This is a genomic window from Dendronalium phyllosphericum CENA369, assembly GCF_016056275.1.
In the GTDB taxonomy this organism is placed as follows: domain Bacteria; phylum Cyanobacteriota; class Cyanobacteriia; order Cyanobacteriales; family Nostocaceae; genus Dendronalium; species Dendronalium phyllosphericum.
In genome coordinates, this window is record NZ_JAECZA010000017.1 from 28726 (window position 1) to 44987 (window position 16262).

The window sequence follows — 16262 nt, forward strand, 5'->3', positions numbered from 1 at the left end:
TTTGTTTTTAATAAATTAGGGTTGGTTTTTTTAAGACAAAATGTAAAGATTGCGTGTTTTTTCTGAGTCATATATAAAAACGATGGATCAAAATTGGATAACAACAAAAACTTGTATTTATCTAATTTTGATACACGTTGGAGTTTTGCTTTTTATCTTTAGGAGAATTTGATAGGTAGTTACTATGAATACTGTTTTAGTTGTTGAAGATGGTTTGACTGATATGGAAATCCTCAGCCGTTACTTGCAACAAGCAGGTTATTCTGTGATGAGTGCTACAAGTAGTGAAGAGGCTGAGGTCAAAATAGATAAAACCAAGCCAGATTTAATATTTCTCGACGTTATTTTGCCAGGAAAAAGCGGATTTGAAATTTGTAGAGAGCTAAAAAATAATCCCCATACTAGCAAGATACCTGTAGTTTTTTGCTCGACAAAGAATAGCGATGTAGATAAAATTTGGGGCAATATGTTGGGTGCAGAAGGTTATCTTTCTAAGCCGATTAATCAAGAAGAACTCATATTAATTTTAAAGCAATTAAGTAAATGAAAATACATAACACGAGTGATTGTAAAAGGACAAATAACTTTGGAAAAGCAGAAATTTTTAAGTTTTAATTTAGGAATAACAGATACAGCAGTAATTTCATTGCAGCACGTAGCAGAAGTTGTGCAAATATCATTAGCAGAAATATGTGCTGTACCTCAAGTACCTAGTTGTGTTTTGGGTATATATAACTGGCGTGGCGAGATGCTTTGGTTAGTTGATTTAGAAGAAATGTTAGGTTATCCATCACTTTCGCAAGGAGGAAATTTTCTCTCAAAAATGATGGCTATTGTTTTAGAGATAGAAGGGAAATTTCTGGGTCTGTTAGTGCGGCAATCAATGGATATTGAATGGCTTGATGTTAGTCAAATGACATCTCCATCTGCTGATTTATTTTACTCTAAAATGATACCTTTTTTACGAGGATACTTTATTAACAATACTAATGATATGATGTTTAATTTGGATGCAGTAGAAATTATCCAATCTCCTATGTGGGCTATTCATAATTCATCGGAAATTTTTTAATGTATCGAGATTATACATTTGCCAGATATCACAACACGATAAGTCAAAATTTTCCTATGATATCTAGCTTATAAGTAGCAAATAATTACTTTGATAATAACACAGCTTGAGGTTTTTGAAAATGACGATCGCCTATCATAACAGTCAGGAAAACGAGCATCTACTTTCGGAAGTAAAATCTTTAGAAAATCAGGATACTAGCATTAATTTAGTATCTCAGGAATTTAAAATTTGGCGGCAGCAATTGCAAGAGATTTTAAATCAAATGCGTCAACCTTCAGACATAGAGACGCTACTGAAAGTTACTGTTGCCAAAATTAGGGAAAAAATCGTTAGCGATCGCGCTTTAATTTATCAATTTAATTCGCTGGAATCTGGTATCGTTTTAGCAGAGTCTAGAACCCTAGGTTGGACACCTACGCAAGGTGAAAATATTCCGGGAATTCTTTTTGGCTTATATACCAATCAAGATTATTTAGAACCTGTAGTTGTTAACGATATCAATCAGATACAACTTACCCCCCATCAAAAACAACTGCTAGAGAAATTTCAGGTCAAAGCTAGTTTGAGTTTACCGATTGTCGTAGAAGGTAAAATTTGGGGTTTACTAGCAGTAAACAGCTGTACTTCAGCACGGCAGTGGCAAGAAGCAGAAATTACTCTTTTATCTCAAGTTACAACAGAACTAGTTTATAGATTACAAAACTTTGAATTTCAAAACGAATTGCATCAGCGGTTATTAGCAAGAAAATCAGTAGCTAAAGTCGTTGATAAGATTTTGCGGGTATCAAATGTCGATAAATTATTTCAGACAACCACTCAAGAAGTCAGGCAATTACTAAAATGCGATCGCGTTGGTGTTTATCGTTTTAAACCAGATTGGAGTGGCGAGTTTGTCGCTGAGTCTGTTGGTAATAATTGGATAAAAATGGTCGGCCCTGACTTTTATATGGTCTGGGAAGATACGCACCTGCAAGATACCCAAGGAGGACGTTATGCCAAGGGTGAAAGTTTTGTAGTTAATGACATTTATCAAGCAGGTCATTCTCAATGCCACGTTGATATTTTAGAGCAATATCAAATGATGGCATATATGATTGCACCGATATTTTCTGGACAAAAATTATGGGGCTTGCTGGCAGCTTATCAAAATTCCGGGCCTCGTGATTGGCAACCTTGGGAAGAAGCCTTTTTAACTCAGATTGGCTTGCAATTTGGTGTGGCTATTTCCCAAGCGGAATATATCGAAAAAGTAAATACAAAATCCGAGCAATTAACTCAAATAGTCGAACAAGAAAAAGCTTTAACAAAAATAGTTAACCGCATCCGCCAATCATTAGATATAGACAGCGTTTTCAAAACAACCACTCAAGAAGTCAGGCAATTACTAAAATGCGATCGCGTCGGTGTCTTTCGCTTCAACCCCGATTGGAGTGGTGAATTTGTCGCTGAGTCAGTGAGTAATGGTTGGATAAAACTTGTAGGGCCTGATATTAAAACTATCTTGGCAGATAGCCACTTGCAAGAAAATCAAGGAGGTCGATATAGCAAAAATGAAAGCTTTGTAGCTAATAGCATTTATAAAGTAGGTCATTCTCCCTGCCACGTGGAGATGTTAGAGCAGTTAGAAGCTAAAGCCTATGTGATTGTACCTGTATTTTCTGGCGACCAATTGTGGGGCTTATTGGCAGCTTATCAAAACTCCGGCTCTCGTGATTGGCAACCTTGGGAAGTCAACTTTTTGACACAAATTAGCTTGCAATTTGGTATAGCGATCTCACAAGCAGAATATCTCGAACAAGTGCGGGTGAAATCCAAACAACTAGCGCAGTTAGCCGAACAAGAAAAAGCTGTTACCAAGATAGTTAATCGCATTCGGCAATCTTTAGATGTAGAAGAAATCTTCAAAACAACCACTCAAGAAGTACGGCAATTACTAAGATGCGATCGCATCGCCATCTATCGCTTTCACCCCAATTGGAGTGGCGAATTTATCGCTGAGTCAGTGGGACATAACTGGGTAAGACTAGTAGGTTCTGATATCAAAACCGTTTGGGAAGATACTCACTTGCAAGAAACTCAAGGAGGTCGATATGCCAAAGGTGAAAGCTTTGTCGTCAATGACATCTATCAAGTGGGACATTTTCCTTGCCACATTGATATGTTAGAGCAGTTTGAAGTTAAAGCTTATGTAATTGTGCCTGTATTCTTTGGCGAGCAATTGTGGGGTCTGCTGGCAGCTTATCAAAATTCTGGTTCCCGCGATTGGGAAGAATCGCAAGTCAGCTTGTTAGCACGCATTGGCGACCAGTTAGGACTAGCATTACAACAGACCGAATATCTGCAACAACTACAGGCGCAATCAGCAAAACTAGCAGAAGCAGCCGCACGAGAAAAGGCAGACAAAGAACTACTGCAACAACGATCTATTCAACTCTTAACAGCCCTCAGACCAGCCCTGAACGGCGACTTAACAGTACGCGCCCCAATTACAGAAGACGAACTAGGTACAATTGCCGATGCTTACAATAATACCCTGCAAGCACTGCGGCAAATTGTCATTCAAGTCCAAGCAGCAGCCCAACAAGTTGCTCAAACCTCTGGCGATAGCAATACTTCACTAGCAGGACTGACCAATCTCGCAAAACAACAGTCTGATGATATTGCTCAAGCTTTAGGCGAGATTCAACAGATGGTGGACTCTACTCAAGCTGTGGTAGCTAACGCCGAGTTGGTACAAGCAGCGGTGCAACAAGCCAATCAAACTGTAGAGTCTGGCGATACCGCCATGAATTTAACCGTCAAAGCCATCCAAGCGATCCGCGATACCGTTGCTCAAACCAGTAAAAAGATTAAACGCCTCAGCGAGTCTTCGCAAAAAATCTCCAAAGTAGTGAACTTAATTAGTAATTTCGCCACACAGACAAACGTACTGGCTTTGAATGCAGCGATTGAAGCTACTCGTGCAGGTGAATATGGCAAAGGCTTTGCAGTGGTAGCCGATGAAGTTCGTTCTTTGTCTCGTCAGTCAGCAGCAGCCACTATCGAAATTGAAAAATTAGTCCAAGAGATTCAAGCAGAAACAGGAGAAGTTGCTGTAGCCATGGAAACTGGTATTCAGCAGGTAGTAGAAGGAACAAATCTTGTCAGTGAAACTCGCCAAAACTTAAATGCGATCGTTTCTGCAACTGCCGAAATTAGTCAGCTAATCCAACAAATTACCGCAGCCACTCATAAACAAATGGGGCAATCTGTAACGGTAACAACATCAATGAAAGATGTCGCAGAAATTGCTGATAAAACCTTTGCTGAATCTCAAGAAATTGCTGCTGTCTTCCAAGATTTATCGGGAATGGCACAAGATTTATTAACAACGGCAAGTAAGTTTAAAGTCAGCTGAAAAATAGTTATGAGTTAATAGTTGTTGGAAGTTGAAAATTTATACTTGAAAATCTCAGATTCAAAACTTTACAACTAACTCTTAACTGTGAATTGTTAGTAGCAAACAAGGGGATGAAAAATGATAGAAAGTATTATTCATTGAATCAGAATACAGGAATCAGAATCAATAAATGGTCGGTCTGAATTGATCGTAAATTATAAACTATAAAATTTTCAACTGTGTGGGGTATTAAACCCATTTATCCATTCGCAAGTCGCACAAACATCATACTAAATTCTGGCTCCTGACTTCTGGATTCTGTTTTAACAAAAATTTTTATATTTACTTTTTAATGATTAAATTATTTCTCCGACTTTTATGATGACAGACTCAGAAATCCGCGAACAAGGTTATAGCTATTTTTTGGCAGAAGCACCAGAGTTAGTACAAACTATCGAGCAAGAATTGTTTAGCTTGTCAGAAGATTATAGCATTGCAAAAATACATAATCTGATGCGGGCAACTCATACAATTAAAGGTGGAGCTGCTACCGTTGGGCTAGAACTAATTAAGACGATCGCTCATTCTCTAGAAGATGTATTTAAAGCTCTGTATAACCCAGATTTGCTAATTGATGCCGAATTACAAACTCTCTTACTCCAAGCTTACGAATGTTTGCACTTAGCATTAACAAAAGAGCTAACAGGAAGTAGTGTAGATGATGAGGAAATTATTCAACGATCTACTTCAGTTTTTGCTCAATTACAAATAAAACTTGGCGATGATTTTGGTGCTGATACTCATATCCCTACTTCTCAAGAATTAGGATTTGATATTGTTCAATCAATATTTGAAGTCGGGGTACAGCAACGCATTGAAAGTCTTAGAGAAGCTATTAAAAACCCTCCAGACAATCATAGTTTTGTAAATTTGCTAGTTTCGCAAGCTGAAGTGTTTCTGGGACTTGCAGAATCTTTAAACTTACCTGGATTTGGAGAAATTGCCAAAACAATTATAGCAGCACTGCAAGCAAATCCTACCCAGGTATGCCAAATTGCAGAAGTTGCTCTTGCCAATTTGCAGCAAGCACAAAAAGAGATTCTAGCAGGCGATCGCATTTCTGGTGGAACGCCTTCTCTAGCTTTACAAAAATTCGCATTAGCGGCATCTGTAGAATCACAATCTGATTTATCTACTACCCCAGCCCCAGCATTTGTAAGTATTAGTGAAGAATTTTACCAATTTTTAACTACATCTGGCAATACTAAAAACGAACGGATCAAACCAACAACTGCCAAGTTATATTTAAAAGTAATTCAGTATATTTTAGGTTGGTTTAACCATGAAATGGAAATACCAGAGTCAGAACTTGTATTGACTCTGCTGATTTCAAATAACGAGGAAGAAAATCAATTTATTTATTTAGAAAATTGGTTAGGTAAGTTTCTTAATTTTGTGCGAGACGAAGCAGATAGTTACAATCTTTGTCTTTATCGTCACGGAGTCATTTTAATTATTTTACTTGCTGTTGCTAAATTTCAGTATTCTGCATATAAAAATGATAATACTTCGATCTCGATCCAAAAACTGCAAAACAAAATCAGCCAGCTAGCAAAAGAATATAAAAAATACCCTCCTGTAACAGCTAAAGAAAAAAATTGGCTCGACAACCCTAAATTACAAAGGTTGTTATTCCTGAAAAAAATATCCGATCCAGCTGATAGTCTTATAGAGACAATATGGGGAGGAAAAGTTGATACAAATACTAATAATGAAGTTGAACCCGATGGAACTACAGACAGTAATCAAATTAATAATCATTTACAATCAGTCGATCCATGGTCTGCTAACGAACATCAAATTACAAATATTCCTACTTTAAATATCAAAGCTCACAAAAAAATAGAAGATAAATCCCAGTCTGATAAAACAAAAAAATTTCGCCAAAGTTCATTTGTACGTGTGGATACAGAGGGTCTGCAACGCATCAATTATTTAGCAGGAGAATTATTAATTCAGCAAAAACGCCGGAGTTTACATGACGAACAAATCCAAGAAATTATCGAACAATTATTACAGCGACTTAACAGACATCAAGAAACTTTAAATCAATTACGCGATCTACCATTACAGAAACAAAACTTCACATCACAATACACACAAAATTTTGCTAGTGTGAACTTTGACGCTCTAGAAATGGATGTATATACAGAATTTAATTTGACGTTGAACGAAACTATAGAAGAAACACTACAACTACAAGAAACTACAGAGTCCCTTGATTTACTCCTCAAACAAGCTATTCAAATAAGTGAAAAAAAACAGAATCTAGCTTTTAGTATCATCGATAATTTAGTAGAAGCGCGAATGTTACCATTAGGAAACATTCTTAATCGTTTTCCCCAAACGATCGAAAAGTTGGGGAATGCATATAACAAACTAGTAAAATTGAGACTCACTGGCACAAGAGTACTAGTAGATAAAGCCATTGCTGAAAAGCTTTACGAACCATTATTACACCTAGTACGGAACGCTTTTGACCATGGTATTGAATCTCCACAAATTCGCCGAGAAAATGGCAAACCAGAACAAGGTTCCATCGAAATCTGTGCTTATCATCAAGGAAGCCAAACTATTATCGAGGTTCGAGATGATGGACAAGGGTTAAATTTAGACAATCTTCGGAAAAAAGCTATTGAGCTTTATCACATAAAAACTGAAGAAAAAGCTAAAAACTATGCTGCTAATTTGACTGAATCAGAATTATTAGATTTAATGTTTTCGCCAGGATTTACCACCGTTGAGAAAGTAAGTGAAATTTCTGGACGCGGTATAGGATTAGATATTGTCCGTTCGCAAATACAGGCACTTAACGGTTCAGTTTCAGTACAATTCTTACCTAAACAGGGAACAACTTTTATACTTAAAATACCTTTTTCTATGACTACAGATAAATTAATGTTAGTCCAATCGAGAGGTGTTGTTTATGCCTTACTTTTGGATAGTATCGCAAAAATATTGATTCCCTCAACTCAGCAAATTAAGGAGTATCAAGGAAAAAAAGTATTACATTGGAACACAGAGCAAGATGAAACTATAGTTAGTCTCCATAACCTTTCAGAATTGATGTCTTATCGCGGTTCGTTTTTCAACAGTGCCAGTTTACCCAGTGCGCCTACTAATAGTGGCACAGAAATTATGAAAAACCCCGTGCTTTTGCTGCGGCGAAATCAAGAAATTTTTGGTTTAGAAATCGACCAAATCATTGGCGAACAAGAACTAGTAATTAGACCTTTAGGAAATGCGATCGCTCCGCCAAAATATATTTATGGTTGTAGTAGTTTAGCCAATGGTAATCTCATTTTAGTAATTGATGGTGCTCTATTACTAGAATCTAACGAAATGCAAACGACTCTTGATATTGCAAAATTACCACCAGCTTATTCTGCTAGTAAAAATTCTTTGCAAATATCAGGATATCCCGCTCCATCAATCCCGTTACTTACTGCCTCTGCTTCTATAGATACTATAGAACAACAACCAATTACGCCTCTAGAACCAAATAAGAAAACACCAAAAGTAGTTTTGATAGTCGATGATGCAATTAGTCTTCGACAAACTCTTTGTCTCACATTACAAAAGGCAGGCTATCAAGTAATACAAGCACAAAATGGAATCGAAGCTCTAGAGCAGTTGCAACAGCATCCTGAAATACAGATTGTGATTTCCGATTTAGAGATGCCACGAATGAATGGTTTTGAGTTATTAAGCAATCTCCGTCAAAACCCAGATTTCATTAAAATACCTGTAATTATTCTTACGTCTCGTAGCGCTGATAAACATCGCCAACTTGCTCAAGAATTAGGCGTACAGGCTTATTTAACGAAACCTTATTTAGAGCATGAGTTTCTTTCTACTGTCGAAGGTCTAGTAAATAGCAATATGAACAATTTAACTACATTAGTTATGACTCAAACACAATAAAAATGCTGATTATTGACTAGTACTTAAGTAAATTATCAATTTAAAAGCAGAAAACTCAGTAGAAAAATAGTTTTGATTTTCATGAAGTAAATGTTCCAAAATCCCAAAAATATAGCACAATAAAATTACTAGTTTCTCTAAAGCTCTGGTTGCTGGCAACTCCCAAAATCGTCTTTTTATCTTTGGTGTGGTTTGAGCAGTGTTAACTCATAACTAAACTTACTTACCAATAGATATTATGAGGTGATAATTATGGATGCTAACAAGCTTCTCAATTTATATGCAGCAGGAGAACGGAAGTTTGATGGAGCTAATTTGCATCAGGTAAATCTTTATGATGCAGACTTAAAAGGTGCAAATTTCACTGAAGCAGACTTAAGTGGAGCTAATCTCAGTCAAGCAAACTTGAGTGGATGTAATCTCAGTAGGGCAAATTTGACTGATGCCGACTTGAGTGGAGCTAACCTAAACAATGCCAACTTGAGTGAAGTGAACTTGATTGGTGCAGACTTAATTAGAGTCAATCTGGAAGCAACTAACTTAAGTCGTGCAGATTTGCGGAGTGCCAATTTAGGTCTGGCAAACCTAGCAGGTGCAAACCTTAGCGAGGCAGAAATGAGTGGGGCAGATTTGAGAAAAGCCAATCTCAGAAAGGCAAATTTGATTGGTAGCAATATCAGTGAAGCAGAATTCAGCGGTGCAGATTTCACAGAAGCAGTCATCACCGAACAAGAGATGACTGGGGGAATGTTGCATATAGGCATATCCCATAAGTGGATAACTTGGGCTGGGAGTTATTAGACCTCTTGCAAAAGTTCTTTTTGCACTCTTGTGGGAAAAGGGTCTCATGTTAAAGGGGAAAGGGAAAATAACAAACCTTTCCCCCTTTTCCCGACTTCTGCAAGAAGTCTATTAAAAAAATCGGTGGTAAGACTTTGCTTGGGGGAAGGTAAAAAGCGAGTAGAATGGTGGGCGACCTATTCTGAGCTTTTCCCTTTAACCTTTAACCTTTTCCCCTGCATTTATTTGGCAGTCCCTTTTACTTTCTACTCCCCACTCCTCAGATTGCGGTAGAATACAGCCCACAAGCTTGCGTTTGGGGTTGGGTAATGACTTCTATAATTAATGTTAATTTACCGCAGCAATCTTATGAAATTGCGATCGCACCTGCGAGTTTAGAACAACTGGGTCAATATATGACCGAATTGAAGTTAGGCAAGAAGGTTTTAGTTGTTTCTAATCCGACGATTTTTAAGCATTATGGAGAAAAAGCGATCGCATCGCTGAAATCTGCGGGATTTGAAGTAGGTAGCTGTTCTCTGCCAGCAGGCGAACGCTACAAAAACCTCAACTCTATCCAAAAACTCTACGATATTGCTTTAGAAAACCGTCTAGAACGTTCCTCCACAATGGCGGCTTTGGGGGGAGGTGTGATAGGTGATATGACGGGTTTTGCAGCGGCGACTTGGCTCAGAGGTATTAATGTAGTGCAAGTACCCACCACTCTTTTGGCAATGGTAGATTCGTCAATTGGTGGCAAAACTGGTGTGAATCATCCTCATGGCAAAAACTTGATTGGGGCATTCCATCAGCCGCGAGGAGTGTTGATTGACCCAGAAGTGTTAAAAACCCTCCCGATGCGAGAGTTTCGGGCGGGAATGGCAGAAGTAATCAAATATGGCGTGATTTGGGATGCTGAGTTATTTTCCCAAATGGAAGCTAGTAAAAATCTCAATCAACTGCGTTACATCAAGCCCGAACTCATCAGCGCTATTTTAACGCGCTCTTGTCAAGCCAAAGCCGATGTTGTGAGCAAAGATGAAAAAGAAGCTGGATTGCGGGCAATTCTGAATTATGGTCATACCATCGGTCATGCAGTAGAAAGCTTGACGGGTTATCGTTTAGTGAATCATGGTGAAGCTGTTGCTATTGGCATGGTAGCAGCAGGACAAATTGCTGTGGACTTGGGACTTTGGCAACAGGAAGATGCAGAACGTCAAAACGCTTTAATTCAAAAAGCGGGTTTACCCACTAAGTTACCAGAAGGGATAGATATTGAAGGAATTATTGCAGCATTGCAATTAGATAAGAAAGTCAAAGCGGGTAAAGTTAGGTTTATTTTGCCAACACAGATTGGTGTAGTCCAAATTACAGATGATGTGCCATCAGACACTATTCGGCAGGTACTACAGGCAATGTAATTTATGAAGAGTAAAAGGGATTGGGGATTGGGGATTGGGTTATCAAACGCTCATATTATGGAATTCTGCTTTAACCCCTCCCAAATGCGGAGAATTTTGAATTATAGCGGTCGCCAGTAGTGTTAGGACATCAACAGACGATCAAACCTAGACACAAAAAGACTTTTCACCCAGTCACCAGTCTCCAGTCCCCAGCTATATAAATAATTAAGCGAACTTGGTATTACGCCTCGATTGGCAGCGTGACTATAAACTCCGTCTTCTCTTGCTCAATGGCATCTACTTCAATTGTGCCTCCATGAGCTTCCACTACAATTTGATGTGCGATCGCTAATCCTAATCCGGTTCCTTTGCCGACAGCTTTAGTGGTGAACAAATGGTCAAATACTTTCTGCTTCACTTCCTGGGACATTCCGACTCCGTTATCTGCAATCCGAATCACAACGTGCTGACTTGATTGGGCTACATGGGTTTTGATTGTAATGCAATTGGGTTTGGTGGCGATCGCTGCCATACTCTTCCCTAGATTAGATTCTTCTAGAGCATCAATGGCATTTGCTAACAAGTTCATAAATACTTGGTTGAGTTGTCCGGCAAAGCATTCTACTAAGGGTAGTACACCATAATTCTTAATCACTTCAATTGCTGGACGGAATTCGTTGGCTTTTAAACGATGTCTCAGAATTAAAATTGTGCTGTCAATGCCATCGTGAAGGTTGAAGGGTGCTTTGTAATCTTTATCGGTTCTGGAAAAGGTTCGCAAACTATTGCTGATACTCCGAATGCGATTAGCGCCCAGATTCATCGAGTCGAGTAACTGGGGTAAATCTTCGCGCACGTACTCTAGGTCGATCGCCTCAATTTCATCTGCGATTTCTGAACCAGGATCGGGAAACTTTTCTTGGTAAAGATTAATTAACCCTAACAAATCTTGCACATAATCTTTAGCTGGTTCGATATTACCAGAAATGAAGCCAACGGGATTGTTGATTTCATGAGCAACGCCAGCCACTAGATTTCCCAAGGCTGACATTTTTTCACTCTGCACTAACTGTAACTGTATTTGCTGTACTTCTTGCAGCGATCGCTCTAATTGTTGACTATACTGTAGTGATTTTTGATACAGACGGGCATTTTCCAAAGAAATAGCTGCCTGAGTACAGAGAAGATTAAGGATATCAACGCGATTGTCAGTGAACGCGCCAATAGAGCGATTGTTTTCTAGATACAAAATACCCAGCAACTTGCCTTGATGCAAAATTGGGCTACACAAAATACTTCTGGGCTGGTGCTGCTGAATGTATGAATCATTGGCAAATCTCGGATGTACCGTTGCATCCAAAATCACCAATGGTTGCAAACTACGTTTCACCGTGTTGATTAAGCTCAAGGGTACTTCTAAGCTTTCTTCCATTGGTTGTGGGTGGAGTAGCGTTGCAGAATTATCTATATTGGCGATCGCTTGCACTAGCAAACGGCCGTTTTCAGACAGCAGCAACACACTCTTATCAGCTCCAGCATTTTCGAGAGCGACGTGCAATAAGCTAGAGACGAGTTTTTCTAATTCAATTTCCCTAGACAGGGTTTGAGAAGCTTTGAGAATCACGCCTAAATCTAAAGCAACAGAGGCATTGCTATTACCTGAAGAAGAATTATGAGAACTGATCCGATTAGATACAACGATTGTTTCGTTAGTAGAAAAAGCAAAAGACTCTTGTTCGAGGATAGGAGCTAAAAGTTGGGGATAGCGAGTTTCTAAATCGGCAACTTTGGCTTTAGCTCCCCAACGGGTATAGCAGTAATAAGCCTCAATCATGTAATTTTGCGCGATGTGCTGTTTGCCCCAGTGAAGATAAAATTTAGCGGCGAGTTCGTTAGCGATCGCTTCTTGCTGGATGTAGCCTTGCTGTTTGGCATTCTTTATAGCTTGGTCATACATTTCGATGGCATTAGCTTTGTTACCCAGCACCCGGTTTCTTTCCGCTTCGACCAAACACCACATATGTTGATAGTTCATGGGTGCATGAATTGCCCATTCCTGCATCAGTGCTTGGTTTTCATCCACCTGTTGCAGATATTGCTGCTGCTCGCTGGCTGATACCTCTGGGTAATGCGCCAACAGCGCTAGAGACGAATACAGGTTATAATTTACGATATGAATTGTGGACATAGCAAAGTTTTGATATGGTTTTGCTAGTCGCAGATTTTCCACCGCATCACCATAATCTGCAAACAAATAGGCAAGAATCAGTTTGTATAAATATACAAGAAATACGATGAAACCAAGATTATTTTGAGTCCAGATTGGCAACATTTCTGTTTCATTGCAACTCTCACCAACCAAACGCAACTTATCAATTGCACGACCACTTAAATTCAATAAAAATTGTCTGCTGACTTTGCTATAAATTTGCTGATACTCTTGTTTTAAATTTTGAATAACTTCAAGATACTGAGCTTGCTTGTCAAGCACGACTTCTAACTCTAGCTCAGTATGAAAACAAAAATCGCAATATGTTGTAGCGTTGTAGCAAGCAAATTCTAAATCTCCAGTTTCCAATCCAACATGAAATCCTTCCTGCAAAGGTTCCAAGCAGATTTGTAAGTGTTCTTTCCAGTAGCGAATGTTGCCATTAAACATCATGTAAACTTTAGATTTCAGCTTCCTGCTATCAAAACGCTCTAACAGATCGATCGCTATCTGACCAAACTTATAGCCAGACTCAATATCCCCCCCACCACAGAGTAACAATCCATAGATGACATAGGCATAAGCGGCAAGGCTAGAATTGCCATATCTAATGCACAGACTGACCATTGTAAAGACAATTGATGGATACATTTGGGGATGAGCAAGGTAAACCGCAGGGCCAACGGTCATCAAAATTCGCTGTGCTGCTAGTTTATCCGGGTCGGTCATTTCTGGCAGGTCAATTAATGCTTCAATCTCTAAGGTAGCGATCGCCTCTTGCTCTAAACTGACACCTAACATCTGCAAAATTTCTAACGCTACATCTAGCGCTGACTGCATCTGAGACTGAGAAATTAAAGATTGAATTTTGATTTCGTAAACACTGGCTTTTTGTAATGTCTCTTTGACATTTTCTAGAAGCGTCTCTATATGCTGCTCTGCTTGTAGATAGTTTGTATTCAAGTATTCTGCTTCTGCCGTTGCTAAATACAAATTCAGCGTTAGCTCGTACTGAGTCTGCCAGCTATTTGCTTCGAGAAACATTATGCCTGTATACAAATATCTCAGCGCCGCTTCGTATGCCGTTGCAGACTTTGCCTGACGACCAGCTATCAAATTGAGATTCGCTAGTTGCTCTCGTTCGCTAGGATTAGTAATCAGTTCCACACCCAGATTGAGATGATTCAGAAGATTAAAAATTTTCTCGTGCTGGTTCGCTGCTGATGTATTTTCTAACAACCGTCGCCCAATTTTGAGGTGAGTGGCTTGCTTCTGGTCTTGAGGAATCAATGAATAAGCCGCTTGCTGTACTCGGTCATGTAAAAATTTATAGTTGGTGGTAATTTTTCCTGCTTGAGCGTTTAGCAATGACTCGCGATCGCTCAATAATATTTCTTGTTGAAAAAACTTATAAACATCATTTTGCGGTACAATCAACCTGTCTTTGAGAGCTTTCCACAGCTCTTTAGCGGTTTGGGTTGGGGATTGTTCGGAGACGATTGCTAGTGTTTCCAAGTCAAAAGAGTTACCAATGCAAGCCGCTAACTGCAATACTTTTTGAGTGGTTTGGGGTAACTTCTGGAGTTGAACTGCCATGAAGTCTACTACATCATCAGTCAGAGCAAGCGATCTTACCTGTGCAATGTCACACTCCCAGTAACCGCCATGAAAATTGAATGCAATCAGCCGATCTTCGTGTAGTACTTTGAGAAACTGAGTTGTGAAGAACGGATTTCCTTGAGTTTTGCTAAATATCAACTCTGTCAATGGCAAAGCTAACTCTAGCGAACAACTGAATGTATCAGCAATCAATTGATTCACCGACGGCCGATCTAAAGGAGCAAGAGTAATTGTATTGACTGTAGCCTGTGACTTCTCAATTTCTTGAAGCGTCAGCATCAGTGGATGGGTTGCAGAGACTTCATTATCCCGGTAAGCCCCAATTAGCAGAAGATATCGGCTATCTATTTCGCTCATTAACAGTTGCATAAACTTGAGAGAAGCAGAATCTGCCCACTGCAAGTCATCGATAAAGATCGTCAGAGGACGATCTTTGATAGTAAATACCTGGATAAATTTTTTAAATAAGATGTTAAAGCGGTTTTGAGCAGCGCTCCCAGAGAGTTCGGGGACAGCAGGTTGCTTACCAATTATGCATTCCAGTTCTGGGATAACTTCAGTAATAACTTGAGCATTTTCTCCCAAAGCCGAGAGAATGTTCTGCTTCCATTGTTCTAATCGGGTATCATTTTCACTGAGCAGTTGCCCAATCAACTCACGAAATGCTTGTAAAAATGCAGACAGGGGAATGTTGCGCCCAAACTGGTCAAATTTACCTTTAATAAAGTAACCTCGTTGTCGCACAATCGGTTTGTGAACTTCGTTGACTACAGCAGTTTTGCCGATACCAGAGAAACCTGTCACTAGCATGAGTTCGCTACGTGCTTGAGAAACTCGCTCAAAAGCCGCTAGCAAACTTGCAACTTCGTTATAACGACCGTAGAGCTTTTCTGAGATACTGAAGCGATCGCACACATCTCGTTGTCCAATCTTAAACGTATCGATCTGCCCAGTTGCTTGCAGTTGGTTCAGACATATCTCTAAATCGTATTTCAACCCCAAGGCGCTCTGATAGCGGTCTTCAGCGTTTTTCGCCATCAGTTTGCTAATGATATGAGACAGCACCGGGGGAATATCAGGATTTAAGCTGTCAACGCTAGGAGGTTGTTTGGCGATATGACAGTGAACTACTTCCATCGGATCGTTAGATTGGAAAGGCAATTGTCCGGTGAGTAGTTCAAAAAAAGTTACGCCTAATGAGTAGAAATCACTGCGGTAATCAATTGCTCGGTTCATCCGTCCGGTTTGTTCTGGCGACACATAAGCGAGAGTGCCTTCCAAAACATTAGGATTATAAATTTCCTGGGTTTCTCTAGCCAGTAGGGAAGCAAGGCTGAAATCAATCAACTTCACCTGCTGGGTATCTGGGTTAATTAAAATGTTGGCAGGCTTGATGTCTTTGTGGATAATTCGCAGGCGGTAGAGTTGGTCAAGAATTGCGGCTAGGGCGATCGCAATTTCCAAAAACCCTTTCAGGCGATCGCAGTTGCTGTTGGCTTGTTTGTGTATCCATTCTCGTAAAGAGATACCACCAAAGTCCTCCATCACCAGTGCATAGCTGTTGTGATAAGGTTCCAAACTGTAAAGACGAACAATACCAGCTAGGTCAAGATTTTTGGCAATGGTGTACTGATTGCGGAATTGAAGTAATTCATTGAATGTAGGATACTCCTGTTTGAGTATCTTGATGACCACTGGCAGTCGATCCACCTCGCGGATTGCGCGATAAACTAGGGTTCTAGAGCCTGTATACAATCGCTCGCTAATTCGATAACCCAGGATTTTGCTCAGTGGCTCGATTGCTGTAGTCAT

At 39.5% G+C, this 16262-nt stretch carries 7 protein-coding genes; 6 read left to right on the top strand and 1 reads right to left on the bottom strand.

All coding sequences use genetic code 11. From position 1 onward, the window contains the following. Window positions 1–184 precede the first annotated feature (184 nt). From I8752_RS06860 to aroB, 6 genes are all read left to right on the top strand, one after another. Entirely contained in the window at window positions 185–547 is a 363-nt protein-coding gene (locus tag I8752_RS06860; RefSeq protein ID WP_214431559.1) for a response regulator transcription factor, read from the top strand. Between the two features lie 39 nt (window positions 548–586). After that, window positions 587–1072, top strand: a complete 486-nt coding sequence (locus tag I8752_RS06865; protein WP_214431560.1) for a chemotaxis protein CheW — start codon at window positions 587–589, stop codon at window positions 1070–1072. A gap of 121 nt (window positions 1073–1193) precedes the next feature. Then, window positions 1194–4472: a GAF domain-containing protein gene (locus tag I8752_RS06870; RefSeq protein WP_214431561.1), complete on the top strand. Its 3279-nt coding sequence runs from the start codon at window positions 1194–1196 to the stop codon at window positions 4470–4472. 360 nt (window positions 4473–4832) lie between these two features. After that, on the top strand, window positions 4833–8438 hold the full coding sequence (locus I8752_RS06875; RefSeq protein WP_214431562.1) for a hybrid sensor histidine kinase/response regulator: 3606 nt from the start codon (window positions 4833–4835) through the stop codon (window positions 8436–8438). A 252-nt stretch (window positions 8439–8690) separates the two neighbouring features. After that, complete coding sequence (locus I8752_RS06880) at window positions 8691–9239, top strand: pentapeptide repeat-containing protein (protein WP_214431563.1); 549 nt, start codon at window positions 8691–8693, stop codon at window positions 9237–9239. Window positions 9240–9547: 308 nt separating this feature from the next. After that, complete coding sequence (gene aroB / locus I8752_RS06885; RefSeq protein ID WP_214431564.1) at window positions 9548–10639, top strand: 3-dehydroquinate synthase; 1092 nt, start codon at window positions 9548–9550, stop codon at window positions 10637–10639. Window positions 10640–10862: 223 nt separating this feature from the next. On the opposite strand, the gene I8752_RS06890 is transcribed toward aroB, so the two are convergent. Continuing rightward, a complete protein-coding gene (locus I8752_RS06890) occupies window positions 10863–16262 on the bottom strand; it encodes a trifunctional serine/threonine-protein kinase/ATP-binding protein/sensor histidine kinase (RefSeq protein ID WP_214431565.1) in 5400 nt (1799 codons plus the stop codon).

Coding starts and splice junctions, on each gene's coding strand:
- I8752_RS06860 (WP_214431559.1), top strand. CDS start 185: ATGAATACTGTTTTAGTTGTTGAAGATGGTTTGACTGATATGGAAATC.
- I8752_RS06870 (WP_214431561.1), top strand. CDS start 1,194: ATGACGATCGCCTATCATAACAGTCAGGAAAACGAGCATCTACTTTCG.
- I8752_RS06875 (WP_214431562.1), top strand. CDS start 4,833: ATGATGACAGACTCAGAAATCCGCGAACAAGGTTATAGCTATTTTTTG.
- I8752_RS06880 (WP_214431563.1), top strand. CDS start 8,691: ATGGATGCTAACAAGCTTCTCAATTTATATGCAGCAGGAGAACGGAAG.
- aroB (WP_214431564.1), top strand. CDS start 9,548: ATGACTTCTATAATTAATGTTAATTTACCGCAGCAATCTTATGAAATT.
- I8752_RS06890 (WP_214431565.1), bottom strand. CDS start 16,262: ATGACTACAGCAATCGAGCCACTGAGCAAAATCCTGGGTTATCGAATT.